A 20,431-nucleotide genomic window follows, 5' to 3' on the forward strand; every position below is an offset into this window, starting at 1 on the left:
CCATGTAAGTCATCTCCTACAAACTCGCTGAGAATCGTTACCGGTGGTATGAGCGGTGGTTCAGGACATAGTTCCAGACCGCTGATCCTGTTTTCTGAAATTTCTTGAAATATTGCAAAAGATGGCACTGCTTTCATATTGATAGCACTTACCATTTCAGCCTTTAGTTATGGGGAGTTAAAGCGCGGGGATATTTTTATGCCACTACCGCTAAAAAATTTGTGTGCCACTACTGAAAAAAATGACCTCTGTCGAGTGAAACAAAAGTTATAAATTCAGAAGAAAATATTTTGGCGCCAATTGTTTGGCGTTTTGGCGGGAGTCAAAGAGGAAAGTGACCGCTCGTCGACGCACTCGTTTGCGCGAAACCAGTGCATCGACCGCGTGCGTTATTCCGGTGCGTGATCGCGCAGGAAAACCAGATTATCGGGTTTCGACTGTTCGGCGCTGTAGCGGTAACCCTGGACATCGAACTGCTTGAGGGCCGCCGGGTCGTTGATGCGTTCTTCTATGACGAAGCGGCTCATCATGCCCCGGGCCTTCTTGGCGTAGAAGCTGATGATCTTGTACTGGCCGTTCTTCAGGTCCTTGAACTCGGTATTGATGATCCGGGCGTTCAGGGCCGTGCGCTTGACCGCCGAGAAGTATTCGTTGGAAGCCAGGTTGAGCAGCAGGTCGTCGCCTTGTTCGGCCAGGGCTTCGTTGAGCCATTCGCTGATGCGCGTGCCCCAGAAGGCGTACAGGTCCTTGCCGCGGGCGTTGGCCAGCTTGGTGCCCATTTCCAGGCGATAGGGCTGCATCAGGTCCAGCGGGCGCAGCAGGCCGTACAGGCCGGAAAGCATGCGCAGATGCTGCTGGGCGTAGTCGAAATCGGCTTCGCCCAGGGTTTCGGCATTCAGGCCGGTGTACACGTCGCCCTTGAACGCCAGCAACGCCTGCTTGGCGTTGGCCGGAGTGAAGGCCGGGGTCCAGCTGCCGAAGCGCGCGGCGTTGAGGCCGCCGATCTTGTCGGAGACGTGCATCAGTTCGCTGATTTGCGCCGGGCTCAGTTCGCGCAATTGCAGGATCAGTTCCTGGGAGTGATCGAGGTACTGCGGCTGGGTGAAGCGTTGAGTGACGGGCGGGGTCTCGAAATCGAGGGTCTTGGCGGGTGAAATCACCATCAGCATGAAGTCGTCTCCTGTAAGCGTCGGGGGATTCTAGGGGCTTGGGCGCTTTGACTCCACCTATGAAGGCAATAGGGCATGCCGCCGGTCGTCCGTCGATCGGCGATGGCCTGCTGCGGGGAGGCGCGTGTCCGCTCTCTATAAAGGGAAGGGGAGCGGCCTAGGCAATAGGGCCGAGAGGCCGGCATCGGCTATAGTGCCGCGCGGGTTTTGTTATGGAGACATCCCTTTGCGCAGCGCGTTTTTTCTTTCGATCTGGCTGTTGAGTTTCGGCGCCCTGGCGGCGCCGAACGAGGTGGCGACCCTGGATCGCAGCACCTGGCCGGAACAGCTCGGCAACCCGACCCTGTTCGACGTGGCGTCGCGGGCGGAGATCCTCACCTTCGCCCGTGCCCTGCTGGACAGCGAGGCCTGGGATGAAGCCTCGTTGAAGCAGCGCCTGGGCCTGCGGATCATCAACATGGCGTCGATCGATACCGTCCGCCAGCGGCTCTGGCAGCAGTTGCTGAGCAATTACAACTTCGCCCAGCAGAGCTGCGACCAGGACGCTTCCTTCTGTTTCCTGGTGGAAGACATGGACACCCTGCGCGAGCAGGCCGGCAAGTTCCAGTTGGGCGATGACTCCTATTACGCCCGCTGGGCCGAACCGAGCCGGGCCTTCCATGAGCAATATCTGGACGAGCTGCTGCGCAAGGCCGCGCTGTTTCCCCAGACCGCCAGCGAGATCGAGCGTTTTGGCGACTACGAGCGCAATGGCGACGAGCTCAACGACCGGCTGTTTTTGTTGACCTTCGACAGCGCCGCCAATCTCGCCCCGGACAACACCCCCTGGCTGACCGAATACCTGCGCAAGTCGAACATGAACGGCACCTTCTTCGTGCTTGGCAGCGAGTTGCAGAGCCGCCTGGAGCAGCGTTCGGTGGCCAGCCTGCAGGCTCTGTATTCGCAGCAGTGCGTGGGTGTGCTGGGCTGGGAGTATCGTTCCCACAGCCATTGGCAGGATTGGCAGGACTCGATCGAGCGCAGCGTCGAGCTGGCCAAGGGCAAGCTGCCGGAAAACTACGTGCCGCTGTTTCGCCCGCCCTACGGTCAGCGCCGGGCGGATGCGCAGGCCTTCTTTAATGCACAGGGCTTGCAGGTGGCGCTGTGGGACATCGATCCGCAGGACGGCGCCGGCAAGCTCAAGGGCGAACAGAGCGGCCAGCGGGTGCTGACCCTGATGCTGTTGTGGCGGCACGGGGTGATCAATTTCAACGCCCGGCAGGATGCGGTGAAGACGGCATTGCCCTGGTTGCTGACGCAGACGGCGCAGAGCGGAATCGGTTGGGAGGATTGTCAGGACGCGTTTCGCTAAAAATGACGAAAGGTCCGTATTTACGGGGGGAGAGGAGGTTTTTGCCGATTTTGGCCAGGATTTCGAGGCAGGCGGACTTCCGACTTTAACGGTGCCGGGGCAGCGCGCCAAGGGCTATTCGTCACTCTGCAAAATAAACTTAAAAAAAGCGTCAAAGTGCTTTTTCCTGTCACAGGTTTTGGAGTATTACGAAGTCAGACCGCCGAAACCTGCAACACAGGTGGCGTCTCCCAAGACTCCTTTTGTGTGCACTTCACTCGAACCCCTGCGGGTGAATTCGACGGTCAATTCGAGGCGCAGCACCGCCATGGTATTGCGTCGACTGGCCCCCACATAAGGTGACCGAGTATGGATGACCACGGACGTAGCCCTTCCTCCAACCAGCCAATCCTTTATGTACTCGATACCAATGTATTGATTCACGATCCAAACGCCCTGCTGAACTTCGAAGAACACCATGTGGCGATCCCGATGATCGTCCTGGAGGAACTCGACAAGCTCAAGAGCGGCCATCACAGCGTTGCAGCGGAATGCCGCCAGGCCATTCGCCTGATCGACAAGACCCTGGGTGAGGCTTCGCCTGAAGACGTCGAGCTGGGTGTGCCTATCCAGCGTGGCAAGAGCGGCCCCAAAGGCCTGCTGTCGATCCTCATGAGCAAGCGCTCCGAGCCCAACAGCCTGCTGCCGGAAAACCTCAACGACAACATCATCATCAACCAGTTGATCGACCTGCACGCGCGCGACAAGGAGCTGCGCGTGGTGCTGGTGACCAAAGACATCAACATGCGCCTCAAGGCGCGCGCCTGTGGGATCGCCGCCGAGGACTACAGTACCGACCAGTTGGTCGACGACGTGGCTTTGCTGCCCAATGGCTTCCACAACATGACCGGTTCCTTCTGGGACCGCGTGAGCAAGGTGGAAACCCGCCAGGATCACGGCCGCACCTGGCACCAGGTGCAACTCACCGACAACCTGCCGGCGGTGCACATCAACGAGTTCATCATCGACGAACAGGGTTTCGTCGGCTGGATCAAGGAGATTCGCGCCGATGTGCTGCTGATTCTCGACCTGCATCAGGAACCCCTGTTGCACCAGGAAGCCTGGGGCCTGAAACCGCGCGACATCTATCAAGGCCTGGCGCTGTTCGCCCTGCTCGATCCGGACATCCACCTGGTCAACCTGTCCGGGGCTGCCGGTTCAGGCAAGACCATCCTGGCCCTGGCCGCAGCCATCGAGCAGACCATGGTCAGCAAGCGTTATCGGCGCATCATCGCCACCCGCAGCGTGCAGGGGCTGGACCAGGAGATCGGCTTCCTGCCGGGCACCGAAGCGGAAAAGATGGAGCCCTGGCTCGGCGCCATCACCGACAACCTCGAAGCCCTGCACATGGATGACGAAAGCACCCATGGCAGCGTCGACTACATCCTCAGCAAGGTGCCGCTGCAGTTCAAATCCCTCAACTACATTCGTGGCCGCAGCTTCCAGCAGAGCCTGATCCTGATCGACGAATGCCAGAACCTCACCCCGCACCAGATGAAAACCATCATCACCCGTGCCGGCGCCGGTTCCAAAGTGGTGTGCCTGGGCAACCTGGCGCAGATCGATACCCCTTACCTGTCCGCGACCAGCTCCGGGCTGACCTACCTCACTGAACGCTTCAAGGACTTCCCCAACGGGGTGCACATCACCCTGCAAGGGGTGCCACGCTCGATTCTGGCCGAATACGCCGAATCCCATCTGTAACCCTCGTCAGACGGGCGGCCGCGAGGCCGCCCGTTTTTTTGTGCCTGGATGAAACTTCTGTAGCCGCTGCCGCAGGCTGCGATCGGATGCGCAGCAGACGCCAGAGGACTTGTTGCGTTTCACCGGTAACCCTGGGGAAGTCCGGAGCACGTCCGCTACGCGGCCGATCGCAGGCTGCGCCAGCGGCTACAAGGATTGCGTAATCAAACGTGCGGAAATTTGACCCTCGGGTTTACAATCGCCTTTCCTGATCAGGAGTAAGGCTGTGCTGACTCATCTCGATTCCCAAGGTCGCGCCAATATGGTCGACGTCACCGACAAAGCCGTGACGTCCCGCGAAGCCACGGCCGAAGCCCGGGTGCGCATGCTCCCGCAAACCCTGCAAATGATCGTCAGCGGCGGTCACCCCAAGGGTGATGTGTTCGCCGTGGCGCGCATCGCCGGCATCCAGGCGGCGAAAAAGACCAGCGATCTGATCCCCCTGTGCCATCCGCTGATGCTTACCAGCGTCAAGGTCGAGCTCAGCGCCGAAGGCGAGGACAGCGTGCGCATCGTTGCCCGCTGCAAGCTGGCCGGGCAGACCGGGGTGGAAATGGAAGCCCTGACCGCCGCCAGCGTCGCCGCCCTGACCATCTATGACATGTGCAAGGCCGTGGACCGCGGCATGACCATCGAAGGCGTGCGCTTGCTGGAGAAGCTGGGCGGCAAGAGCGGTCATTACCAGGCGGGTGAACAATGAACCTGACCGTGAAATTTTTCGCCCGCTATCGCGAGGCGCTGGGCGTGGATTCGCTGCGGGTCGCCGGCGATTTCGCCACGGTCGACGATGTGCGTGCCCTGCTGGCCCAACGCGAGGGCGCCGAAGTGCTCAGCGAGCAGAACCTGATGTGCGCCCGCAACGAAGACCTGTGCCAGCTCGACGAGCCAGTGAGCGACGGCGACGAAGTGGCGTTTTTTCCTACCGTGACCGGGGGCTGACATGGCGATTCGTGTGCAATCGGGCACCTTCGATCCGGGGGCGGAAGTCAACGCGATGCATGCGGCGAATGTCGGCGTCGGCGCGGTGGTGAGCTTTGTCGGCTACGTGCGTGATTTCAACGATGGCCTGGATGTGGCCGGGATGTTTCTCGAGCATTACCCGGGCATGACCGAAAAGGCCCTCGGCAAGATCGCCGCCGAGGCCGAACAGCGCTGGCCGCTGCTCAAGCTGGAAGTGCTGCATCGCATTGGCGCGCTGGAGCCGGGCGAGCCGATCGTCTTCGTCGGCGCCGCCAGCGCCCACCGCCAGGCGGCATTCGACGCCTGTGCCTTTGTCATGGACTACCTGAAAACCCGCGCGCCGTTCTGGAAGAAGGAAACCACCGCCGATGGCCCGCGCTGGGTGGAAGGTCGCGACAGCGATCACGCGGCGGCGGATCGTTGGAAAGAATGATTGCCTGATTCATCCGTATTGACCGCAAGTCCTCATCGAGGGCAGGCCTCGCTCCTACAGAGGATTGCATGGCTTCTGTAGGAGCGGCCGGTCGATGCTCGATTGCCCGCGATAGGCCCTCAGCTGCACCCTCCATTTCCCTGTTTTCCCATTTCTGTCTCTCGACCAAAGGCCAGCTGAGCCACATCCGCTGCGTTGACGAAATATACGTAAAAGTCCAGTATGGATTTACAAGTACAAACAAGGCTCCACCGTTTCACTCCTTTCTTCTGTCTTGCCAAACCAACAACAACCCGCGAGAGAACGAATATGAAGAAACTCCCCCTCATCAGTGGCCTGGCCCTGAGCCTGTTGGCGTGCAGCAGCCTGTTTGCCGCCGAGAAAACCCTGCGCATCGGCATCGAGGCGGCTTATCCGCCGTTCGCCTCGAAAACCGACAAGGGCGAGATCGTCGGTTTCGACTACGACATCGGCAATGCCCTGTGCGCGCAGATGCAGGTCAAGTGCCTATGGGTCGAGGGTGAATTCGACGGCCTGATTCCCTCCTTGAAAGTGAAGAAGATCGACATGGCGCTGTCCTCGATGACCATCAACGAAGACCGCAAGAAGTCGGTCGACTTCACACACAAGTACTACTTCACTTCCTCGCGGCTGGTGATGAAGGAAGGCGCCACGGTCGATGACCAATACGCCAGCCTCAAGGGCAAGAACGTCGGTGTGCAACGGGCGACCACCACTGACCGCTACGCCACCGAAGTGTTCGAGCCCAAGGGCATCAACGTCAAGCGCTACAGCAACAACGAAGAGATCTACATGGACCTGGCGGCCGGGCGCCTCGATGCGATTTTCGCGGACACCATCCCGCTGAATGACTTCCTGTCGATGCCGCGCGGCAAGGGCTATGCGTTTGTCGGGCCGGAACTGAAGGACCCGAAATACGTGGGTGAGGGCGCGGGAATCGCGGTGCGCAAGGGTAATACCGAGCTGGTCAGCCAGTTGAATAGCGCCATCGATGGCATTCGCGCCAGTGGCGAATATCAGAAGATTTCCGAGAAGTACTTCAAGTCCGACATCTACGGCGACTGATGTCGTGTGGCGTTCGTGAGGACGCCATCGCGGGCAAGCCTCGCTCCTGTGGTTTGTAGGAGCGAGGCTTGCCCGCGATGCTTTTAGAGGCTGTCAGCCCTTCAATTCCTTCAGGTGCTTGTACACCGTCGCCCGCCCCATGTTCAGCACGTTGGCCACATAGTTGGCGGCGCTTTTACCCTTGAACGCGCCTTCGGCGTGCAGCGCCAGCACCAGTTCGCGCTTGTGTTCGCGGGTCAGCAGGTTCAGGCCCAGTTGACGTTCGCGCAGCCAGTTGTGCAGGAAGGTGTTGATGCGCTCCTGCCAGTCGTCGCGAAACAGCGAGTCTGGTTGCGGGATCAGTTTGCTCGGCGAGAGGAACAGGTCCAGCGCCGCCTTGGCATTCTCGAACAGCGAAATATTCAGGTTGATGCACAGCACCGCCAACGGCTGGCCGCTGCCGTCGCGCAGCACGCTGCTGAGGCTGCGGATCTTCTGGCCGTCCCAGTTGAGCTTTTCGTAGGGGCCGATATTCCGCTCATTGGCGTCCTCGCCGAGCATGTCTTCGAGGGCGGAGTCGTCGCCCACTTCGCGCTTGGAGATGTTGTTGGCGATGTAGTCGATCTTCTGCGTGCGCAGATTGTGGATGACCACCTCGGCATGGGGGAAGAACAGCGTGGCGATGGCATCGGCGATCGCCCGGAAGTTATCCAGGACAGGGTCCTGCGCGGGTGAGGTCATGGGTGGTTCTCCAGGCGGTGTCAGCGCCCTGCGAGGCAGGGTGCTGCGAGTGTGCCGCAATCGTTGGGGCGCGTCACTGAGCGGGGTCAGCCGAGGCGGACGGGGGAGAGCATGGCGGCGTCCAGACCAAAGCGCGCCAGTTGCTCCGGCAAGGCTTCGCCACGCACCAGGGCAGCGCTGGCCTGGCCCATGGCTGGCGAGGTCTGGATGCCGTAGCCGCCTTGCGCGGCGACCCAGAACAGGCCCGGTACCTGGGGGTCGAAGCCGGCCAGCAGGTCGCCGTCGCTGACGAAACTGCGCAGGCCGGCCCAGGTGCGGGTCGGACGGCGAATGGTCAGGGTGGTGGCCTCTTCGATCTGGTAGATGCCCATGGCGATGTCCAGTTCTTCCGGCTGTACGTCGTGGGGCTCCACCGGGTCGGCGTTGGCCGGCGAGCCGAGGAACATGCCGGCGTCGGGCTTCATGTAGAAGGATTCGTCGAGGCTCACCAGCATCGGCCAATGGTGGATATCGACGCCTTCGGGGCCGGCGAAGATAAAGGCTGCGCGGCGTTTCGGCTGCAGGCCCAGGGGCCGGGCGCCGGCCATGGCGCCGACCTGGTCGGCCCAGGCGCCGGCGGCGTTGATCAGGATGGGCGCGCTGAAGGTCTGGCCGGCGGTCCGTACCTGCCACTGGCCTTGTTCGTCGCGGCTCAGCCCCAGCACTTCACAGTCGGTACGCACCTCACCCTGGTTGCGCCGGATGCCGCGCAGGTAACCCTGGTGCAGGGCGTCGGTGTCGATGTCGCTGGCGCTTGGGTCGTAGAGGGCGCCGTGGACCTTCTCGCGACGCAGGATCGGCAGGCGCGCGCAGGCTTCGTCGGCGCTCAGCAGCTGCATTTCCGGCACCGTGGCCTTGGCGCTCAGGTACTGGTTGTTCAGCTCGCTGGGGTCGCCGGTGAAGTCCACGGTCATTTCGCCGCGCGGGGTCAGCAGCGGGTGCTCGCAGAACCCTTCCGGCGGAGCATCGAAAAAGTCCCGGCTAGCCAGGGTCAGGGCGCGTACCTGGGGTGTGCCATAGGCGGCGGTATAGAGCGCCGCGGAGCGCCCGGTGGAGTGGTAGGCCGGATGCGATTCGCGTTCCAGCACCAGCACCCGGCCATGGCGCGACAGCCAGTAGCCGGTGGAGGCACCGGCAATGCCGCCGCCGATGATGATGAAGTCTGCCTGGGTCATTCGAGCCTCCAAAAAAGGGGATAACGCGCGTCTGTAGGAGCGAGGCTTTCCCGCGATCGATCCTGAGCCTGTCACCGTGGTTCGCTCGGGGCCGTCGATCGCGAGCCAGCTGGTGTTCCATTGGTATTTAGTGAGTGCACTGCAAGCGGTACAGCGCATTGGCCAGGGCGATGTCTTCCAGGCCCAGGCCGATGGAGCGGAAGAACACGTGGCGCCCCGGCTCCGGTCGTTGCGCCAGGTCGCTGAGCAGTTCGGGCAGGTCGCCGAGAATCGCCGCCTTGTCCCAGCCATGCCGTTCGCCGGCGATCAGCATCTCGCCGGCCGAGCCGGGGGTGGTCTGACGATAGTCGCAATACACCTGCATGTCCTTCAGCGCGGCGGGCGGCACTTCATGGGCCCGTGGCGCGTTGGTGCTGATGGAGGTGATCAGCGCCGGTTTGCGCAAGGTGCGCGGGTCGATCACCGGGCCGGCGGAGGAGGTGCAGAGCATGATGACGTCGGCGTCCTGCAGGGCGTCATCGAGCTGGCTGGCGACCTGCAGGCGCGGGTCGAGGGCCTTCAGGCGCGCGATGTCCTCGGCGGATTTTCCGGCCAGGCCAGGGGAGTACAGGCGGATGGATTGCCACTCGCGCAGGGCTTGCACGTAATGCAGGTGGGCCTGGGCCACGGGGCCGCTGCCAATGATCGCCAGGTGCCTGGCGTCGGCCGGCGCCAGGGCGTCGACGGCCACGGCGGTGGTGGCCGCGGTGCGCGCGGTGGTCAGTTCGCCAGCGTCACAGAGCAGCAGCGGCTGGCCGCTGTCCATGGACATCAGCAGGGTCCAGGCGGTGACCAGCGGACCTTCGGCGCGGACGATATAGGGCGAGGTCTTGACCCCGTAGACCCGGTCTTCGGCCAGCACGCCCAGGTAATTGATAAAGTCCCCGGCGCCCTGGGGAAACTCCACCAGTTGCTGCGCCGGCTGCACGGCAAGCCCGGCGGCCAGGTCGTGGAACAGCTTGCGCAAAACCTGCGGCACGTCGACCTGCGCCAGCAACTGGCGGGCTTGAGGCTGGGTAATCACGCAATGCGTGCTGGACATGCGGGTGCTCCCAAGAAATAAACTAATTTGTCCATTATGGACTTTTAGTTTTGCCGAGCAATATCCAGGCGAAAAAAAACGCAGCCCGTGGTCGGGCTGCGTTTTTTGCGAGCAGGCTTGTATCTGTAGGAGCGAGGCTTGCCCGCGAGGCGTCATTGCTGACACCGTGCGTTATCGTTCATCGCGAGCAAGCTTCGCTCCTACAACGATGCTGCTCAGGCTTTCGGGCGTTTGCGTTCCACGGGGCGCAGCAGCTCGGTCGGCGGCATTTCGCAGCTGATCTTGCGACCCAGCAGCGCCTCGATCGACGGCAACTGATAGGAGTCGTCCTCGCCGGCGAAGCTGATGGACACGCCGTCGGCGCCCGCCCGGCCAGTGCGGCCGATACGGTGCACGTAGTCGTCCGGCACTTCCGGCAGGGTGAAGTTGATCACGTGGCTGATGCCGTCGATGTGAATGCCACGCCCGGCGACATCGGTGGCCACCAGTACGCGGATCTTGCCTTCGCGGAAGCCTTCCAGGGTCTTGATGCGCTTGTGCTGCGGCACGTCGCCGGACAGCTGGGCGGCGTTCACGCCGTCGCGTACCAGGCGTTCCTCGATGCGCCGCACTTCATCCTTGCGGTTGGCGAAGACCATGACCCGTTCCCAGCCGTTGTCGTTGACCAGGTTGTACAGCAGCTTGTACTTGTCGGCGCCGGCCACCGCGTAGATATGCTGTTCGACGTTGGCGTTGGCCACGTTCTCGGCTTCGATCTCGACGATCGCCGGGTCGGTGGTCCACTGCTTGGCCAGGTTCATCACGTCGTCGGTGAAGGTGGCGGAGAACAGCAGGGTCTGGCGTTCGCTTTTCGGCGGGGTCTGGCGAATGATCTGGCGTACCTGGGGGATGAAGCCCATGTCGAGCATGCGGTCGGCTTCGTCCAGCACCATCACTTCGACCATGTCCAGGTGCACGTCGCCGCGCTGGTTGAAGTCCAGCAGGCGGCCCGGGGTGGCCACCAGAATGTCGCAATGCCGGGCTTCGAGGTGCTTGAGCTGTTTGTCGAAGTCCATGCCGCCGACAAAGGTCATCACGTTGAGACCGGTGTATTTGGTCAGGCTGGCCGCATCCTTGGCGATCTGTACCACCAGTTCGCGGGTCGGCGCGATGATCAGCGCCCGCGGCTCGCCCATGTAGCGCTCTTTCGGCGGTGGGGTCTGCAGCAGCTGGGTGATGATCGAGATCAGGAACGCGGCGGTCTTGCCGGTACCGGTCTGGGCGCGGCCGATGGCGTCTTTGCCGGCCAGGGTGAACCCCAGTACCTGCGCCTGGATCGGCGTGCAGTAGGGGAAACTCAGGTCGTGGATCGCGTGCATCAGTTCCGGCGCGAGTTTGAAGTCGTGGAAACGGGTCTTGCCTTCCTGCGGTTCGACGACGAAGTCTTCCAGTTTCCAGGTGCTTACCGGTGGTTTCGGCGCGCGTGGGCGGCGCGGCTGCTCGGCCTTGGGCTTGTCGCTGCGCGGCGCGGTCTGGGCCGTCGGGGCGGCTGGGGCCACCGGCTCTTGCCTGGCCATGGAGGCGGGCGCGGTCCGTTCCGGCTGATGGCCGTCGGTACGGCTGCTGGGGCTGGAGGAAGATGGGCTGGAGCCTGGCGCGAGCTGCTCAGCCTCGCTTTTACCGAAGATTTTCTTGAGTGCTTTGAGCACGGTCATCTCATCAATTGGTTAAGGAATGTACGCCGGGCAGTGTAATGCAAGAATCGGGCGCGGCGTAGTGGATTGCTCAACGGGCTACCTAACTTATCGATTCAGCGCAAACGCTCGCCGAGCCAGGCGCCGATATCGCGAATTTCTTCGGGTAACACTTCGTGGCCCATTGGGTATTCCTGCCATGTCACGGTGACACCATGGTGTTTCAGGTACTCGTAGGCGGTGCGACCCATGGCGTTCTGTACCACTTCGTCGTACTGGCCGTGCAGGCACAGGGTCGGAATCCGCTGCTGGCTGGCCGACAGTTCCAGTTCATCGCTGAAGGTCGGGGCATAGGTGGAGAGGGCAAGCACGCCACCCAGCGGGCCCTGCCATTTAAGGAAGGCGGTGTGCAGGACAACCGCGCCACCCTGGGAAAAACCGGCGAGGAAAATCCGCGAAGGGTCTATTCCGCTGGCGCGCTGTTCTTCGATCAGGTCGGTCAGGCGTTTGGCCGACTCGTCCAGCTGTTCGCGGTTGATCGCGCGCGCCGGGCTCATGGCCAGAATGTCGTACCAGCTGGGCATGGCATAACCGCCATTGATGGTCACGGCGCGGGTCGGTGCCTGGGGCAGGACGAAGCGGGTGGTCAACAGGCTTTCCTGCAGCGCTTCGGCCACCGGCAGGAAGTCGTAGCGGTCGGCGCCCAGGCCATGGAGCCAGATCACACAGGCGTCGACGGGCTTGCTGGGCTGAAGAATCAAGGGCTCGGTCATGGTTGCTCCAAATATGTGCGCACGCGCCCAAGCGGGGCGTGATCGAGGTGCGCGGTCGGTTGATCAGTGAAGAAGATGTCGCAAGGCTGCAAGTTTTGCTCTTGACCCCGGGCTGAACCGCTTTAGCCGGCACTCTGGTATGGGCTTTGCTATAGCCGTTGCGTGAAGTGATTGCGTTCACCCTGCCGGTAACACTATCAGGCTACTGGCGGGTGTGGGATAGCAAAGATCCGATGATGGACGTTCGCCAGTGGCCGCTACGGGCTTCGCGAACATGCAAGGGCTACAGCCCGTTCGGTCGCTTGGTGAGTATGGGTTTTCTCTTAAATGGATTTTCTCCTACTAGACTCATAGCTAAAGTCCTACGCCGCTTGACCCTATAAAAAGCCAACACGGGTCAACAGTGCCTCATAAGGGTGCGGCAGGACTCAAGCTCCGACACAACAAGAGCAAAACTGGAGGTTTGAATGAAGATGTTGAAATCCACCCTGGCTGTGGTCACGGCCGCCGCGGTACTGGGTATGAGCGGCTTCGCGCAGGCGGGTGCGACCCTGGATGCGGTGCAGAAGAAAGGCTTTGTGCAGTGCGGTGTGAGCGACGGTCTGCCGGGCTTCTCGGTACCGGACGCCACCGGCAAGATCCTCGGCATCGACGCCGATATCTGCCGCGCCGTGGCCGCCGCGGTATTCGGCGACGCGACCAAAGTGAAATTCAGCCAGTTGAACGCCAAGGAGCGTTTCACCGCGCTGCAATCGGGCGAAATCGACATCCTGTCGCGCAACACCACCATGACCAGTTCCCGCGACGCGGGCATGGGCCTGAAATTCCCGGGCTTCATCACCTACTACGACGGCATCGGTTTCCTGGTGAACAACAAGCTGGGCGTCAAGAGCGCCAAGGAACTGGACGGCGCGACCATCTGCATCCAGGCCGGCACCACCACCGAGCTGAACGTGTCCGACTACTTCCGCGGCAACGGCCTGAAATACACCCCGATCACCTTCGACACCTCCGATGAAAGCGCCAAGTCGCTGGAGTCCGGGCGTTGCGACGTGCTGACCTCCGACAAGTCCCAGCTGTTCGCCCAGCGCAGCAAGCTGGCTTCGCCGAAGGACTATGTGGTTCTGCCGGAAACCATTTCCAAGGAACCGCTGGGCCCGGTCGTGCGTAACGGCGACGACGAGTGGCTGGCCATCATCCGCTGGACGGGCTACGCCATGCTCAACGCCGAAGAGGCCGGCATCACCTCGAAGAACGTCGAAGCTGAAGCCAAGTCCACCAAGAACCCTGACGTTGCGCGTCTGCTGGGTGCCGACGGCGAATACGGCAAGGACCTGAAGCTGCGCAAGGACTGGGTGGTACAGATCGTCAAGCAAGTCGGCAACTACGGCGAAGTGTTCGAGAAGAACCTCGGCAAGAGCACTCCGCTGGAGATCGATCGCGGCCTGAACGCGCTATGGAACAACGGCGGCATTCAATACGCACCACCAGTGCGCTGATGGTTCTATCGCCCGGCGGGCCAACCGCCGGGTGATGTTCTTGTTCCATTATTTCCGGGGCACTTCATGCAAAACTCAATCGGCGCACCTAAGCAGAGGCTCAGTCTCAGCGATCCACGAGTGCGTGCGTGGCTATTCCAGATCATCACCGTCGTGGCCGTGATCTCGCTTGGCTGGTACTTGTTCGATAACACGCAAACCAACCTTCAGCACCGGGGGATTACCTCCGGCTTCGACTTTCTCGAGCGCAGCGCCGGCTTCGGCATCGCTCAGCACCTGATCTCCTACACCGAAGCGGACAGCTATGCCCGGGTGTTCGTGATCGGCCTGCTCAACACCCTGCTGGTGACGTTCATCGGCGTGATCCTGGCGACCATCCTCGGTTTCATCATCGGTGTGGCGCGCCTGTCGCAGAACTGGATCATCAGCAAACTGGCGACCGTGTATGTGGAAGTGTTCCGCAACATTCCGCCGCTGCTGCAAATCCTGTTCTGGTATTTCGCGGTGTTCCTGACCATGCCGGGGCCGCGCAACAGCCACAACTTCGGCGACACCTTCTTCGTCAGCAGCCGGGGCCTGAACATGCCGGCGGCCCTGGTGGCCGACGGCTTCTGGCCGTTCGTGATCAGCCTGGTGGTGGCGATTGTCGCCATCGTGCTGATGTGCCGCTGGGCCAACAAGCGCTTCGAAGACACCGGCGTACCGTTCCACAAGTTCTGGACCGGCCTGGCGCTGTTCCTGGTGATCCCGGCACTGTGCATGCTGGTGTTCGGCGCCCCGCTGCACTGGGAAATGCCCGAGCTCAAGGGCTTCAACTTCGTCGGTGGCTGGGTGCTGATCCCGGAACTGCTGGCCCTGACCCTAGCCCTGACCGTCTACACCGCGGCGTTCATCGCCGAGATCGTGCGTTCGGGGATCAAGTCGGTGAGCCACGGCCAGACCGAGGCGGCCCGTTCCCTCGGCCTGCGCAACGGCCCGACCCTGCGCAAGGTGATCATCCCGCAAGCCCTGCGGGTGATCATTCCGCCACTGACCAGCCAATACCTGAACCTGGCGAAGAACTCATCCCTGGCGGCGGGTATCGGTTATCCGGAAATGGTTTCGCTGTTCGCCGGTACCGTGCTCAACCAGACCGGCCAGGCCATCGAAGTCATTGCCATCACCATGAGCGTGTACCTGGCGATCAGCATCAGCATTTCCTTGCTGATGAACTGGTACAACAAGCGCATTGCGCTGATCGAGCGGTGAGGAAACGCGCATGAGCACTCATACTTTCAAACCCGACATGCCACCGCCGAGCAGCAGCATCGGGATCGTGGCGTGGATGCGGGCACACATGTTCTCCAGCTGGATCAACACCCTGCTGACCCTGTTTGCCTTCTACCTGATCTACCTGGTGGTGCCGCCGATCCTCAGCTGGGCGATTTTCGACGCCAACTGGGTGGGCACTACCCGTGCCGACTGCACCAAGGAGGGCGCCTGCTGGGTGTTCATCCAGCAGCGCTTCGGCCAGTTCATGTACGGCTACTACCCGGCGGACCTGCGCTGGCGCGTGGACCTGACCGTGTGGCTGGCGGTGATTGGCGTGGCGCCCTTGTTCATCGCCCGGGTTCCGCACAAGGCCATTTATGGCCTGAGCTTCCTGGTGCTGTACCCGATCATTGCCTACTTCCTGCTGCATGGCGGTCTGTTTGGCATGGTCAACGTCGCCACCAGCCAGTGGGGCGGCCTGATGCTGACCCTGGTGATCGCCACCGTCGGCATCGCCGGCGCCTTGCCGCTGGGCATCGTGCTGGCCTTGGGGCGACGCTCGAACATGCCGGCGATTCGTGTGGTCTGCGTGACCTTCATCGAGTTCTGGCGTGGCGTGCCGTTGATCACCGTGCTGTTCATGTCCTCGGTAATGCTGCCGCTGTTCCTGCCCGAAGGCATGAACTTCGACAAGCTGCTGCGGGCGCTGATCGGGGTGATCCTGTTCCAGTCGGCCTATATCGCCGAAGTGGTGCGCGGCGGGTTGCAGGCGATTCCCAAGGGACAGTACGAAGCGGCCGCGGCCATGGGCCTGGGCTACTGGCGCAGCATGGGCCTGGTAATCCTGCCGCAAGCCCTGAAGCTGGTGATCCCCGGCATCGTCAACACCTTCATCGCCCTGTTCAAGGACACTAGCCTGGTGATCATCATCGGCCTGTTCGACCTGCTCAACAGCGTGAAACAAGCCGCCGCCGACCCGAAATGGCTGGGCATGGCCACCGAAGGCTATGTCTTCGCGGCCCTGGTGTTCTGGATTTTCTGTTTTGGTATGTCCCGCTACTCCATGCATCTGGAGCGTAAGTTGGACACAGGCCACAAGCGTTAGGAGTATCTCCATGAGTGAAGCGATCAAAAAGCCTGTGAGCCCTGAAGGCATTATTCAGATGCAGGGCGTGAACAAGTGGTACGGCCAGTTCCACGTGCTCAAGGACATCAACCTCAACGTCAAGCAGGGCGAGCGTATCGTCCTGTGCGGGCCTTCGGGCTCGGGCAAGTCCACCACCATCCGCTGCCTGAACCGCCTGGAAGAACACCAGCAGGGCCGCATCGTGGTCGATGGCGTGGAGCTGACCAACGACCTCAAGCAGATCGAGGCGATCCGTCGTGAAGTCGGCATGGTGTTCCAGCACTTCAACCTGTTCCCGCACCTGACCATCCTGCAGAACTGCACCCTGGCGCCGATGTGGGTGCGCAAGATGCCCAAGCGCAAGGCCGAGGAAATCGCCATGCATTACCTGGAGCGCGTACGCATTCCGGAGCAGGCGAACAAGTACCCGGGCCAGCTCTCCGGCGGTCAGCAGCAGCGCGTGGCGATTGCCCGGGCGCTGTGCATGAAGCCGAAGATCATGCTGTTCGACGAGCCGACGTCGGCCCTCGACCCGGAAATGGTGAAAGAGGTTCTGGACACCATGATCGGCCTGGCCGAAGACGGCATGACCATGCTCTGCGTGACCCACGAAATGGGCTTCGCGCGCACCGTGGCCAACCGGGTGATCTTCATGGACAAGGGTGAAATCGTCGAACAGGCCGCGCCTAACGACTTCTTCGACAACCCGCAGAACGAGCGGACCAAGCTGTTCCTGAGCCAGATTCTGCACTGATCCAGGTACCGTCTTGAAAATGAACCCGGCCTGGCGCCGGGTTTATTTTTGCCTGGGATTTCACGACGTCGCGACGCGTGCCTGGTGCGGATCGTTGTCGGCCGCGGGCGCTTGTTGTTCGCTGAGTGCCTGCACGTCGGCCATCAGTTGCGGATGACGATCGAGCAGGCGCATCAACATGAACAGCGGCTGGGGCGGGGCGACCTCGCCGCGTTCGTAGCGGGAGAAGGCGTTGTGCCCGCCGCCGGAGAGCAGCTTTACCGCATCCTTCTGCGAGAGGTGCAGCTTGCGGCGGATGCGTTTCATCTCGCTGGCCATGAACTGCCGGCAATCTTCCAGCAATTGGTCGCCGGCGCTGGCGTAGCGTTCGGCGCTGGCCGGGTCGAATTCGACTTCCCCACAGGCCTGGCACTCCCAGCCATCCAGGCCGTCGATTTGCCGCAGCAGGTGCTTGTAATCGATCAGCTCGCTGCGGTTCTCGAACGGCTGCATGCCGGCCGGGGCACCGCAGCTGACGCATTGTCTTTGTTTCATGGGTGTTTCTCCTTGAAGGAGATCACTGGGGGACCGCCGCCGGGGCGGTAAGTGACGTTGATGTACAGCTCCACGGAATCGATGTGCGTGTAATACACGTCCTGCCAGATTCGATGATCGAGATAGCTGGTCGTCGATTTGTAGAGCATTTTCCCCAGCAGCCCGGCAATCACCTGCTGCATGTCCCGGCAGGTCAGGCCGAGGTGCCGGCCGCTGACCAGGGCGGTTCGGGTAAAGGCGGCTGCCCCCAGCCGGGCGACATCCGCCTTGATCACCGACAGGTCGTAATGAGGTGTGTGCTTTTCCATAAGACACCTGGAGTCGAGATTAAATTACCCTTAAAGGGTTTTTTGGCAATCGGATTTCCTTTCCGCTTGCTACATGCATGCATCGGCTTTGTTGTTCACCCACGCGAAGCTGACTAATATGCCAAAAAAATTCATCCGATGATTGGATGAAAAGGCGATGGCACATGACAGAAAATTCTCCTTTGATTAAACGTTCCCTGGTCGATCAGGCCCTGGAACAGCTGCGCCAGCGCATCAATGACGGTGTATGGAGCATCGGCCAGCGCCTGCCGACCGAGCCGGAGCTGGCGGCAGAGCTGGGCATCAGCCGCAATACCGTGCGCGAAGCCATGCGAGTCCTGGCGTTTTCCGGCCTGGTGGAGATTCGCCAGGGCGACGGTAGTTACCTGCGTGCGGTGGTCGATCCGCTGGACACCCTCAAGGCCCTGTCCCAGTGCTCCCTGGAGCAGGCGCGCGAAACCCGGCAGATCATCGAGACGGAGGCCATCGGCTTGGCGGCCCTGCGGCGTACCGACCAGGACCTGCTGGCGTTGCGCGAAGCCCTGGCTCTCAGCGGCGATCACTATCACGGCGATCTGGAGAGCTATATCGCCTGCGACCTGGTGTTTCACGGGCGCCTGGTGGACGCCGCGCATAACCCCACCCTCAGCGAGCTGTACCGCTATTTCTCCAGCGTGGTCGGCGCGCAACTGCGCCAGACCCTGAACATCCATCCCCGGCGCCAGGCGGTGTTCGATCTGCACATCGACCTGCTGGACGCCGTCGAGCAGCGCGACCCGGAGCGGGCCAAGGCCATTTCCCGGCAGCTGATCAATGAACCTTGAGACTGAGAGCGCCATGTCCAGCCACCAGGCCAATAACCCGCCACCTATTGCTGTCCCTCGACGCGAGGCCGAGCTCGAAGAGTTGTTGATCGACGCCGAAGCCGACGATGCCGAGGTCCAGCAGAGCCACCCGGCGCCGAGTCGCCCGTGGCTGTTGCTGCTGGGGCTGATCCTGGTGGCGCTGAACCTGCGTCCGGCGCTGTCGAGCATGGCACCGCTGCTCAGCGAGGTGTCGCACAGCCTCGGGCTGTCGGCGGCCCAGGCCGGCCTGCTGACCACCTTGCCGGTGCTGTGCCTGGGCCTGTTCGCCCCCCTGGCCCCGGTGCTGGCGCGGCGCTTTGGTGCCGAGCGCGTGGTGCTTGGCATCCTGCTGACGCTGGCGGGCGGGATCATCCTGCGTAGTTCCCTGGGAGACGTCGGACTGTTCGCCGGCAGCATCCTAGGTGGTGCCAGCATCGGCGTGATCGGGGTGTTGCTGCCGGGCATCGTCAAGCGCGACTTCGCCAAACACGCGGGCACCATGACCGGCGTCTACACCATGGCCCTGTGCCTGGGCGCGGCGATGGCCGCGGGGGCGACCGTGCCCTTGAGCCAGCACTTCGATAACAGCTGGGCGCTGGGCCTCGGCTTCTGGGTGCTGCCGGCGCTGGTAGCGGCGCTGTTCTGGCTGCCCCAGGTCGGCAAGCGGCAGGGCGCGCACCATGTGGCCTATCGGGTGCGCGGCTTGCTGCGCGACCCGCTGGCCTGGCAAGTGACGCTGTACATGGGTCTGCAATCCTCGTTGGCCTACATCGTATTCGGCTGGCTGCCGTCGATCCTTATCGGTCGCGGCCTGAGCCCGACCCAGGCGGGGCTGGTGCTGTCCGGCTCGGTGATCGTCCAGCTCGCCAGTTCGCTGGCCGCGCCCTGGCTGGCAACGCGGGGCAAGGATCAGCGCCTGGCGATCGTAGTGGTGATGCTGCTTACCCTCGGCGGCCTGTTCGGCTGCTTGTATGCCCCGCTCGATGGCCTGTGGGGCTGGGCGATCCTGCTGGGCGTGGGGCAGGGCGGTACTTTCAGCCTGGCGCTGACCCTGATAGTCCTGCGTTCGAAGGACGCCCATGTGGCGGCCAATCTGTCGAGCATGGCCCAGGGCTTTGGCTACACCCTGGCCTCCATGGGGCCGTTCGCGGTCGGCCTGGTGCACGACTGGACCGGTGGCTGGACGGCCCTGGGCTGGATTTTCGCGGTGATCGGCCTGGGGGCCATAGTCGCCGGCCTGGGGGCCGGGCGTTCGCTCTATGTGCAGGTCGAAAGCGAAAAAATCTGATCCGTCCCACTGTCGGTATTTGCGCGGCGAATGCCGATAGTGTTTCCCGGGTTTGCAGACTATCGTGCAGGCATCTTTCCCCGAGTCGGAGCCTGTTTCATGAGTGACGCCCACCGCGCCTTGATCACTGAGTTCTATAGCGCCTTCCAGCGCCTGGATGCCGAGGCCATGGCCGCCTGCTACACCGAGGATGTGCTGTTCAGTGATCCGGCGTTCGGCGAACTGCGCGGCCGCGATGCCGCTGACATGTGGCGCATGCTCACCACCCGGGCCAAGGATTTCTCCCTGGTCTTCGACAAGGTCCGCGCTGACCAGCGCAGCGGCGAAGCCCACTGGGTGGCGACTTACCTATTCAGCCAGACTGGCAATACCGTGGTCAACGATATCCAGGCGCGTTTTGTGTTTCGTGACGGCAAGATCTGCGAGCACCACGATCATTTCAATATGTGGCGCTGGGCCCGCCAGGCCCTGGGGACCAAGGGCCTGATCCTCGGCTGGACCCCGCTGCTGAAAAACGCCGTGCGCGCCCAGGCTCGCAAAGGCCTGAAAGCCTTCCAGGCCGGCCGCTGAATCTTCGCCTCTGG

Annotated in this window: 21 protein-coding genes; 13 read left to right on the forward strand and 8 right to left on the reverse strand. The window is 62.1% G+C overall.

Annotated features, from left to right (window positions below):
• Positions 1-389: 389 nt before the first annotated feature.
• Positions 390-1,169 (reverse strand): peroxide stress protein YaaA, encoded by a 780-nt coding sequence (yaaA, locus tag C4K27_RS05125; protein WP_053259717.1) that lies wholly within the window; start codon positions 1,167-1,169, stop codon positions 390-392.
• Between the two features lie 226 nt (positions 1,170-1,395).
• On the opposite strand from yaaA, the gene C4K27_RS05130 reads away from it, so the two are divergent.
• The 6 genes from C4K27_RS05130 (at position 1,396) to C4K27_RS05155 (ending at position 6,781) form a co-directional block, all read left to right on the forward strand.
• Entirely contained in the window at positions 1,396-2,520 is a 1,125-nt protein-coding gene (locus C4K27_RS05130) for a polysaccharide deacetylase family protein (protein WP_053259718.1), read from the forward strand.
• A 348-nt stretch (positions 2,521-2,868) separates the two neighbouring features.
• A complete protein-coding gene (locus C4K27_RS05135; RefSeq protein WP_007929389.1) occupies positions 2,869-4,263 on the forward strand; it encodes a PhoH family protein in 1,395 nt (464 codons plus the stop codon).
• 265 nt (positions 4,264-4,528) lie between these two features.
• A complete protein-coding gene (gene moaC / locus C4K27_RS05140) occupies positions 4,529-5,002 on the forward strand; it encodes a cyclic pyranopterin monophosphate synthase MoaC (protein WP_007932096.1) in 474 nt (157 codons plus the stop codon).
• Positions 4,999-5,241: a molybdopterin converting factor subunit 1 gene (moaD, locus tag C4K27_RS05145; RefSeq protein ID WP_007932097.1), complete on the forward strand. Its 243-nt coding sequence runs from the start codon at positions 4,999-5,001 to the stop codon at positions 5,239-5,241. Before moaC ends, moaD begins: the two co-directional genes overlap by 4 nt.
• Before the next feature lies 1 nt (position 5,242).
• Positions 5,243-5,695, forward strand: a complete 453-nt coding sequence (moaE, locus tag C4K27_RS05150; protein WP_053259719.1) for a molybdopterin synthase catalytic subunit MoaE — start codon at positions 5,243-5,245, stop codon at positions 5,693-5,695.
• Positions 5,696-6,004: 309 nt separating this feature from the next.
• Positions 6,005-6,781, forward strand: coding sequence for an ABC transporter substrate-binding protein (locus C4K27_RS05155; RefSeq protein WP_009042280.1), 777 nt, complete (start codon positions 6,005-6,007; stop codon positions 6,779-6,781).
• Between the two features lie 93 nt (positions 6,782-6,874).
• Here the strand turns inward: C4K27_RS05155 and C4K27_RS05160 are convergent, their stop codons facing one another.
• From C4K27_RS05160 to C4K27_RS05180, 5 genes are all read right to left on the reverse strand, one after another.
• On the reverse strand, positions 6,875-7,501 hold the full coding sequence (locus C4K27_RS05160) for a helix-turn-helix transcriptional regulator (protein WP_053259720.1): 627 nt from the start codon (positions 7,499-7,501) through the stop codon (positions 6,875-6,877).
• 86 nt (positions 7,502-7,587) lie between these two features.
• A complete protein-coding gene (locus C4K27_RS05165) occupies positions 7,588-8,715 on the reverse strand; it encodes an NAD(P)/FAD-dependent oxidoreductase (RefSeq protein ID WP_053259721.1) in 1,128 nt (375 codons plus the stop codon).
• Between the two features lie 127 nt (positions 8,716-8,842).
• On the reverse strand, positions 8,843-9,796 hold the full coding sequence (locus C4K27_RS05170; RefSeq protein ID WP_053259722.1) for an ornithine cyclodeaminase family protein: 954 nt from the start codon (positions 9,794-9,796) through the stop codon (positions 8,843-8,845).
• Positions 9,797-10,011: 215 nt separating this feature from the next.
• Entirely contained in the window at positions 10,012-11,490 is a 1,479-nt protein-coding gene (gene rhlB, locus C4K27_RS05175; RefSeq protein WP_053259723.1) for an ATP-dependent RNA helicase RhlB, read from the reverse strand.
• A gap of 95 nt (positions 11,491-11,585) precedes the next feature.
• A complete protein-coding gene (locus C4K27_RS05180) occupies positions 11,586-12,242 on the reverse strand; it encodes an alpha/beta hydrolase (RefSeq protein WP_007932106.1) in 657 nt (218 codons plus the stop codon).
• A gap of 467 nt (positions 12,243-12,709) precedes the next feature.
• Here C4K27_RS05180 and C4K27_RS05185 point away from each other — a divergent pair, with 467 nt between their 5' ends.
• The 4 genes from C4K27_RS05185 to C4K27_RS05200 all read left to right on the forward strand — a co-directional run bounded on the left by C4K27_RS05185 (position 12,710) and on the right by C4K27_RS05200 (position 16,872).
• Positions 12,710-13,741 (forward strand): amino acid ABC transporter substrate-binding protein, encoded by a 1,032-nt coding sequence (locus C4K27_RS05185; protein ID WP_007932108.1) that lies wholly within the window; start codon positions 12,710-12,712, stop codon positions 13,739-13,741.
• 66 nt (positions 13,742-13,807) lie between these two features.
• Positions 13,808-14,989 carry an amino acid ABC transporter permease gene (locus C4K27_RS05190; RefSeq protein ID WP_053259724.1) on the forward strand — a complete coding sequence of 394 codons (1,182 nt, stop codon included), beginning with the start codon at positions 13,808-13,810 and terminating at the stop codon, positions 14,987-14,989.
• A gap of 10 nt (positions 14,990-14,999) precedes the next feature.
• Positions 15,000-16,097: an amino acid ABC transporter permease gene (locus tag C4K27_RS05195; protein WP_053259725.1), complete on the forward strand. Its 1,098-nt coding sequence runs from the start codon at positions 15,000-15,002 to the stop codon at positions 16,095-16,097.
• 10 nt (positions 16,098-16,107) lie between these two features.
• Positions 16,108-16,872 carry an amino acid ABC transporter ATP-binding protein gene (locus tag C4K27_RS05200; protein ID WP_007932116.1) on the forward strand — a complete coding sequence of 255 codons (765 nt, stop codon included), beginning with the start codon at positions 16,108-16,110 and terminating at the stop codon, positions 16,870-16,872.
• Positions 16,873-16,932: 60 nt separating this feature from the next.
• Here C4K27_RS05200 and C4K27_RS05205 read toward each other — a convergent pair whose 3' ends face one another.
• Positions 16,933-17,406, reverse strand: a complete 474-nt coding sequence (locus C4K27_RS05205; protein ID WP_053259726.1) for a type II toxin-antitoxin system MqsA family antitoxin — start codon at positions 17,404-17,406, stop codon at positions 16,933-16,935.
• The gene (locus tag C4K27_RS05210; protein WP_053259727.1) at positions 17,403-17,714 is read right to left on the reverse strand and encodes a type II toxin-antitoxin system MqsR family toxin; all 312 of its coding nucleotides are present in this window, start codon (positions 17,712-17,714) and stop codon (positions 17,403-17,405) included. Before C4K27_RS05210 ends, C4K27_RS05205 begins: the two co-directional genes overlap by 4 nt.
• A gap of 164 nt (positions 17,715-17,878) precedes the next feature.
• Here C4K27_RS05210 and C4K27_RS05215 point away from each other — a divergent pair, with 164 nt between their 5' ends.
• The 3 genes from C4K27_RS05215 (at position 17,879) to C4K27_RS05225 (ending at position 20,417) form a co-directional block, all read left to right on the forward strand.
• Positions 17,879-18,538: a FadR/GntR family transcriptional regulator gene (locus C4K27_RS05215; RefSeq protein ID WP_007932122.1), complete on the forward strand. Its 660-nt coding sequence runs from the start codon at positions 17,879-17,881 to the stop codon at positions 18,536-18,538.
• Positions 18,528-19,847, forward strand: a complete 1,320-nt coding sequence (locus tag C4K27_RS05220) for a CynX/NimT family MFS transporter (protein ID WP_053259728.1) — start codon at positions 18,528-18,530, stop codon at positions 19,845-19,847. Before C4K27_RS05215 ends, C4K27_RS05220 begins: the two co-directional genes overlap by 11 nt.
• A 99-nt stretch (positions 19,848-19,946) precedes the next feature.
• Positions 19,947-20,417, forward strand: coding sequence for a nuclear transport factor 2 family protein (locus C4K27_RS05225; protein WP_053259729.1), 471 nt, complete (start codon positions 19,947-19,949; stop codon positions 20,415-20,417).
• Positions 20,418-20,431: the final 14 nt, after the last annotated feature.

The sequence above is a fragment of the Pseudomonas chlororaphis subsp. chlororaphis genome, from assembly GCF_003945765.1.
Classification (GTDB): Bacteria; Pseudomonadota; Gammaproteobacteria; order Pseudomonadales; family Pseudomonadaceae; genus Aquipseudomonas; species Aquipseudomonas chlororaphis.

What these genes read in the sequence shown, in the direction of transcription:
- C4K27_RS05155 (WP_009042280.1), top strand. Translation starts at nt 6,005, where the DNA reads ATGAAGAAACTCCCCCTCATCAGTGGCCTGGCCCTGAGCCTGTTGGCG.
- C4K27_RS05215 (WP_007932122.1), top strand. Translation starts at nt 17,879, where the DNA reads ATGACAGAAAATTCTCCTTTGATTAAACGTTCCCTGGTCGATCAGGCC.
- rhlB (WP_053259723.1), bottom strand. Translation starts at nt 11,490, where the DNA reads ATGACCGTGCTCAAAGCACTCAAGAAAATCTTCGGTAAAAGCGAGGCT.
- C4K27_RS05220 (WP_053259728.1), top strand. Translation starts at nt 18,528, where the DNA reads ATGAACCTTGAGACTGAGAGCGCCATGTCCAGCCACCAGGCCAATAAC.
- C4K27_RS05160 (WP_053259720.1), bottom strand. Translation starts at nt 7,501, where the DNA reads ATGACCTCACCCGCGCAGGACCCTGTCCTGGATAACTTCCGGGCGATC.
- C4K27_RS05185 (WP_007932108.1), top strand. Translation starts at nt 12,710, where the DNA reads ATGAAGATGTTGAAATCCACCCTGGCTGTGGTCACGGCCGCCGCGGTA.
- yaaA (WP_053259717.1), bottom strand. Translation starts at nt 1,169, where the DNA reads ATGCTGATGGTGATTTCACCCGCCAAGACCCTCGATTTCGAGACCCCG.
- C4K27_RS05135 (WP_007929389.1), top strand. Translation starts at nt 2,869, where the DNA reads ATGGATGACCACGGACGTAGCCCTTCCTCCAACCAGCCAATCCTTTAT.
- C4K27_RS05165 (WP_053259721.1), bottom strand. Translation starts at nt 8,715, where the DNA reads ATGACCCAGGCAGACTTCATCATCATCGGCGGCGGCATTGCCGGTGCC.
- C4K27_RS05205 (WP_053259726.1), bottom strand. Translation starts at nt 17,406, where the DNA reads ATGAAACAAAGACAATGCGTCAGCTGCGGTGCCCCGGCCGGCATGCAG.
- C4K27_RS05180 (WP_007932106.1), bottom strand. Translation starts at nt 12,242, where the DNA reads ATGACCGAGCCCTTGATTCTTCAGCCCAGCAAGCCCGTCGACGCCTGT.
- C4K27_RS05225 (WP_053259729.1), top strand. Translation starts at nt 19,947, where the DNA reads ATGAGTGACGCCCACCGCGCCTTGATCACTGAGTTCTATAGCGCCTTC.
- C4K27_RS05210 (WP_053259727.1), bottom strand. Translation starts at nt 17,714, where the DNA reads ATGGAAAAGCACACACCTCATTACGACCTGTCGGTGATCAAGGCGGAT.
- C4K27_RS05190 (WP_053259724.1), top strand. Translation starts at nt 13,808, where the DNA reads ATGCAAAACTCAATCGGCGCACCTAAGCAGAGGCTCAGTCTCAGCGAT.
- moaD (WP_007932097.1), top strand. Translation starts at nt 4,999, where the DNA reads ATGAACCTGACCGTGAAATTTTTCGCCCGCTATCGCGAGGCGCTGGGC.
- C4K27_RS05195 (WP_053259725.1), top strand. Translation starts at nt 15,000, where the DNA reads ATGAGCACTCATACTTTCAAACCCGACATGCCACCGCCGAGCAGCAGC.
- C4K27_RS05170 (WP_053259722.1), bottom strand. Translation starts at nt 9,796, where the DNA reads ATGTCCAGCACGCATTGCGTGATTACCCAGCCTCAAGCCCGCCAGTTG.
- moaE (WP_053259719.1), top strand. Translation starts at nt 5,243, where the DNA reads ATGGCGATTCGTGTGCAATCGGGCACCTTCGATCCGGGGGCGGAAGTC.
- C4K27_RS05200 (WP_007932116.1), top strand. Translation starts at nt 16,108, where the DNA reads ATGAGTGAAGCGATCAAAAAGCCTGTGAGCCCTGAAGGCATTATTCAG.